The organism is Bartonella sp. AA86SXKL (genome assembly GCF_042196885.1).
In genome coordinates this window covers 1-4,156 of sequence record NZ_JBHIRE010000048.1, presented here as the reverse complement: position 1 = coordinate 4,156, position 4,156 = coordinate 1, and the positions used below count along the sequence as shown (strand labels likewise).

The window sequence follows — 4,156 nt, the reverse complement described above, 5'->3', positions numbered from 1 at the left end:
GAGAAACAAAACGCGGCGTAACTTACACACTGTTTGGAAAGAAAGAAATCTTACCCCATGCTTTTATCAAAGGTGGGTGCTTTCCAAAGTGTGTTGAATTAAAAAAGCTGAATGGTAATGTTTTTCAAAGAGCCGATGGAGATCAATTCCCTATTGCAAAACAAGAAGGACCCTCAATTGCTGGAATGATGTCCAAACCAGAGATTGCAAGTGCTATTGCATAATATGCCAATGAAAGATTAACCAAAAACATACAGAGACAACTTTCTCGTCAAGAATACGCTGCTAATAAGAAAGGCTAGATCATGTTCTCAAGCTTTATCTATATATTCCATATCCTTATGAGTTTAGGAATTACATATTCTTATTGCAACTTTAAAAACAGATTATCACTTATGCTTTGTTTTTTCATAAAAAAATCAATAAAATCAATGCAAAAGGTACTTCTCAGCGGGTTGGCTTCGTTGCGGGGCAGGCGAGCGCGAACTATCGCTAGCGATAGAATTTTCAAATTGACTGTACATTGTACACTTAACTCATTGATAAATAATGATTTCAGTGTGTGTACTGTACAGTACGCGATTATTTTTAGATAAAAATTATTTTTATTCTTGACATTGTTGCGTTTATATATATTTTCGAATCAGGTGCCTGAAAACACCTTAAAACATCTAGCGGATTGATTGCCGAAATAATCGATCTTCTGTGCATTGCAAAGGCTTTGACTCATTATATGCGACAAGTGTATAATGACCTCATCGGGTGTAGTTACGCTATACAATACCCTTATGGGGAAAGCGTAACGACGGACTAGATGCCGTGTTTTCAGCACCCGATACCTTTTAAAGGTATCAATGAAAACCTCTAACATCTATGAGTTCATAATGAACACTCTTATAAAAATTACAGAAAGTGTTGCTAATAGTGCTACCACTCAGACTATGTCGAGTCGTGAAATTGCGGGGGTATGTAGTAAGAAGCATAAAAATGTTATGCGAGACATTAAACAAATATTTAGCGAGCTCAAATTTGAGCCGGCTAAGTTTTTAAGCAGTTATATTGATGAACAAGGAAAAACACGCCCTTGTTATAATTTACCCAAACGTGAATGTTTAATTCTTGTTTCTGGTTACAGCACTGCTTTACGAGCCAAAATCATTGACCGCTGGCAAGAATTAGAAAAACAGGTAGCCACACCACAAGTTGACTACTCTAAACCGGAGGCATTACTTGGTGTTTTGAATCACTTACAAAGTCAAATAGAGCAGAAAGATCATGTTATTGCAGAATTAGCACCAAAAGCAGAAGCGCTTGAAGGCTTAAAGCGTTCTGAGGGGGCTATGTGTGGCATCTTATTGTTTTTTATTCACGAGTAGTTGTTCAAGGAGCTTTTTGAGATCTTCTGAATTCATTGCCAGTAGGTGATTTAATGTAACGGTAGTGCGGACAGAATCTTCTAAACGAGCAAGAATTTCACCCGTAAGGCTACGATGATTTGCCTCAGCAAGCTCTTCCAATTGATTTTTCAGTTCAATTGGAATGAGAAATTTAAATTGCACACGATCTTTTTTTGTCATGCACCTAAAATATACCTAAAATACACTTGACACAAGGTACCTTTATGGTACTAAATATGTGCATATGGAGGTAAAATGAAAACGATCCAATATAAAATAAATATGCCACATACATTAAAGGAGTGGTTGTTTAATCGGGCGACTGAGAATGATCGCTCTCTTTCATCTGAAATAATTAACATTCTCAAAAAAGAAAAAGCGCTAGAGCATAAGTCCGCAAAAACTCTCTCTAACGCTTTACATCTAACTAACCTGAAAGAGGTCAATTACAATGAATAATAGCACATACTTACCTATCAATAAAGACAAATTAATCAAATTACGAGAAGTCGAAAACGAGCCTCGTGTTCGCGATGTGGATTTAGCAGAAAAATTAGGGTTTGTTCGTACACGTGACGTTAGAAAATTAATTACAAGAAATATGCAAGAAATAGAACGGTTTGGGAGGTGCGCCACTGTGGCGCACGTAATAAAGGGCAATAACGTAACAGAATATTGGCTTAACGAAGAGCAGGCGTTATTGATTGCGACATTATCGAATACAGAAAAATCTTCTCAAGTCCGTTATATGCTTATTAAATTATTTGTTGCATGGCGTAGGGGCGAGATAAAGCAATCCTATGTTCAATCGATTGACTACTCCAGTCCAGCAGTAATGCTTGGTGTCTTAACGCATTTAAAAGATGAAAACGAGCGGAAAGACAATATCATTGCTAAATTAGCTCCAAAAGCAGAGGCTTTGGAAGGTTTAAAACGTTCTGATGGGCTGTTCGGTTTGATAGAAGCAGCAAAGATGTTAGAGGTACGACCAAAGGATTTAACTGATTACTTGCGTAAACATGATTGGGTGTATCGGCGTGCTCCAGGAGCGCCACTGTTACCTTATCAGGACAAGATCAAGAAAGGATTTATGGATTGTCCTGCTATTACCATTCAAAGACCTGATGGTACAGAAAAAGTGCTCCCTTCAACAAAAATTACACCAAAAGGATTAGCTTGTTTGAGAGAACAAATCCATGGAGGTGTGCAATGAATACCAGTATAGACTTCTTATGTGATTTGTGGATGGCATTGTATCAGTTTTCTGATCGTGATGATGTTGAAGATAAGACTTTTAATGCCCTCATTGAGACCATGAATGCAATAGAAGAAGCTGTGATTTTAAAACTTCAAGATGAATCGCCAAATGCACTCAGGATTTTAGCAATGATTACAAATTTTGGGTCTTTAAAACCTCCTCCGATTATGGAGCCTTTGTTGAAAGCTTATGAACCTGATTTGGAGAGCCCCATTAAAAAGGTTGCTTAAGTTCAAAAACAGAACTCTCCTCCCCGTTCTCAAAATGGGGAGGTGGTTAAGAAGGCAATAAAATTAAGGTGCGCTATACCAAGTTGATCGTCCACCACCATGACGTATCAAAAGACCTTTTTCAACTAATGATGTAAAAGTTACTTTAAGTGTATTAGGGCTTGCACCAACCTCACGCACCATATCGCGGGTTGTAACACGTCCGTGATTACGCACATAATCAAGAATATTAAGAGCCAATTCAGATAAGGAAAAAAGAGCATTTTTTTCACTCTCTATTTTTATTTCTAATTGGCGTTTTTGTTTTTGTAGAGCACGTAAAAAAAAGAGTATCCAAGGCTCCCAATTGGGTGTTTTAGTATAAATTGTTTTTTGAGTCTGATTCAGAGCTAAGTAATAGCTTTCTTTATTATTCTCAATAATGCTTTCAAGTGATGAATATGGTACATAAACATAACCTTTTTGTAACAAAAGAAGGGTGGTTAAGATACGGCTTAAACGTCCATTTCCATCTTGAAAAGGATGAATAGCTAAAAATGTTACATTAAAAATACCAATCGTAAGTAAAGGATGAAGATCCTTTAATTCATTGGTTTTATTGAACCAAGTAATAAGCTCTTGCATTCGGTATGGTGTATCAAATGGTGTAGCTGTTTCAAAAACAATGCCAACCATTTTCCCTTGAGAATTAAATGCTGCTACATCATTGCGTAAAGTCTTATATTCACCTCGATGTCGTTGATCTTTCTCACTATTACACAAAAGATCACGATGAAGTTGTTTAATATGATTTTCAGTAATAGAAATATCACTCCAAGATTGAAAGATTGTTTCCATAACCTTGGCATAACCGATAACTTCTTGTTCATCACGACTCTTGAAACGTTTAATTTCTAAGTTTACCAAAAGCTGTTCGATTTCGCGGTCTGTTAACTTACTCCCTTCAATGCGTGTAGAAGATCCAATACTTTCAACAGTAGCAATATGGCGAAGGGCGTTCAATCTTTCAGGGGCAAGAGTACCAAGTGCGCGCCATGCCCCTTTGAACTCATCAATTTCAGCAATGAGAGCCAACAATTCTTGTGTAATTTGGAGTGTATCTGTTTTCATACCGGAATATATACCCGATTATACCCGATTGTCAATCATTCGTAACACCGTAAACTCTTACTTCTTATGGCAGAGAAAAAGCAAGGAGCAACTATGAATAAGAAGAATCGTAAGGGTCTATCGGTTCGTGCGTTTGCGAAGAAGATGGGTGTTTCACATAA

General features: G+C 37.2%; 5 protein-coding genes and 2 pseudogenes. 5 read left to right on the top strand and 2 right to left on the bottom strand.

All coding sequences use genetic code 11. The annotated features are described in order from the left end of the window. A pseudogene (locus tag ACFIO5_RS09305) lies at positions 1–302 on the top strand (hypothetical protein); the annotation flags it as partial. 582 nt (positions 303–884) lie between these two features. After that, positions 885–1,337: pseudogene (locus ACFIO5_RS09300) on the top strand (Rha family transcriptional regulator); the annotation flags it as partial. 15 nt (positions 1,338–1,352) lie between these two features. Here the strand turns inward: ACFIO5_RS09300 and ACFIO5_RS09295 are convergent. Next, positions 1,353–1,577 carry an Arc family DNA-binding protein gene (locus tag ACFIO5_RS09295; protein WP_375612370.1) on the bottom strand — a complete coding sequence of 75 codons (225 nt, stop codon included), beginning with the start codon at positions 1,575–1,577 and terminating at the stop codon, positions 1,353–1,355. A 75-nt stretch (positions 1,578–1,652) separates the two neighbouring features. Between ACFIO5_RS09295 and ACFIO5_RS09290 the strand changes: the two genes are divergently transcribed. From ACFIO5_RS09290 to ACFIO5_RS09280, 3 genes are read left to right on the top strand one after another with little or no spacing between them, the layout of a single operon-like run. Next, positions 1,653–1,856, top strand: a complete 204-nt coding sequence (locus tag ACFIO5_RS09290) for an Arc family DNA-binding protein (protein ID WP_004859798.1) — start codon at positions 1,653–1,655, stop codon at positions 1,854–1,856. Then, positions 1,849–2,610: a phage antirepressor KilAC domain-containing protein gene (locus ACFIO5_RS09285; RefSeq protein ID WP_375633229.1), complete on the top strand. Its 762-nt coding sequence runs from the start codon at positions 1,849–1,851 to the stop codon at positions 2,608–2,610. Before ACFIO5_RS09290 ends, ACFIO5_RS09285 begins: the two co-directional genes overlap by 8 nt. Continuing rightward, positions 2,607–2,885 (top strand): hypothetical protein, encoded by a 279-nt coding sequence (locus ACFIO5_RS09280; RefSeq protein WP_375635103.1) that lies wholly within the window; start codon positions 2,607–2,609, stop codon positions 2,883–2,885. Before ACFIO5_RS09285 ends, ACFIO5_RS09280 begins: the two co-directional genes overlap by 4 nt. 63 nt (positions 2,886–2,948) lie before the next feature. On the opposite strand, the gene ACFIO5_RS09275 is transcribed toward ACFIO5_RS09280, so the two are convergent. Next, complete coding sequence (locus ACFIO5_RS09275; protein WP_375610735.1) at positions 2,949–3,995, bottom strand: Fic family protein; 1,047 nt, start codon at positions 3,993–3,995, stop codon at positions 2,949–2,951. Positions 3,996–4,156 lie beyond the last annotated feature (161 nt).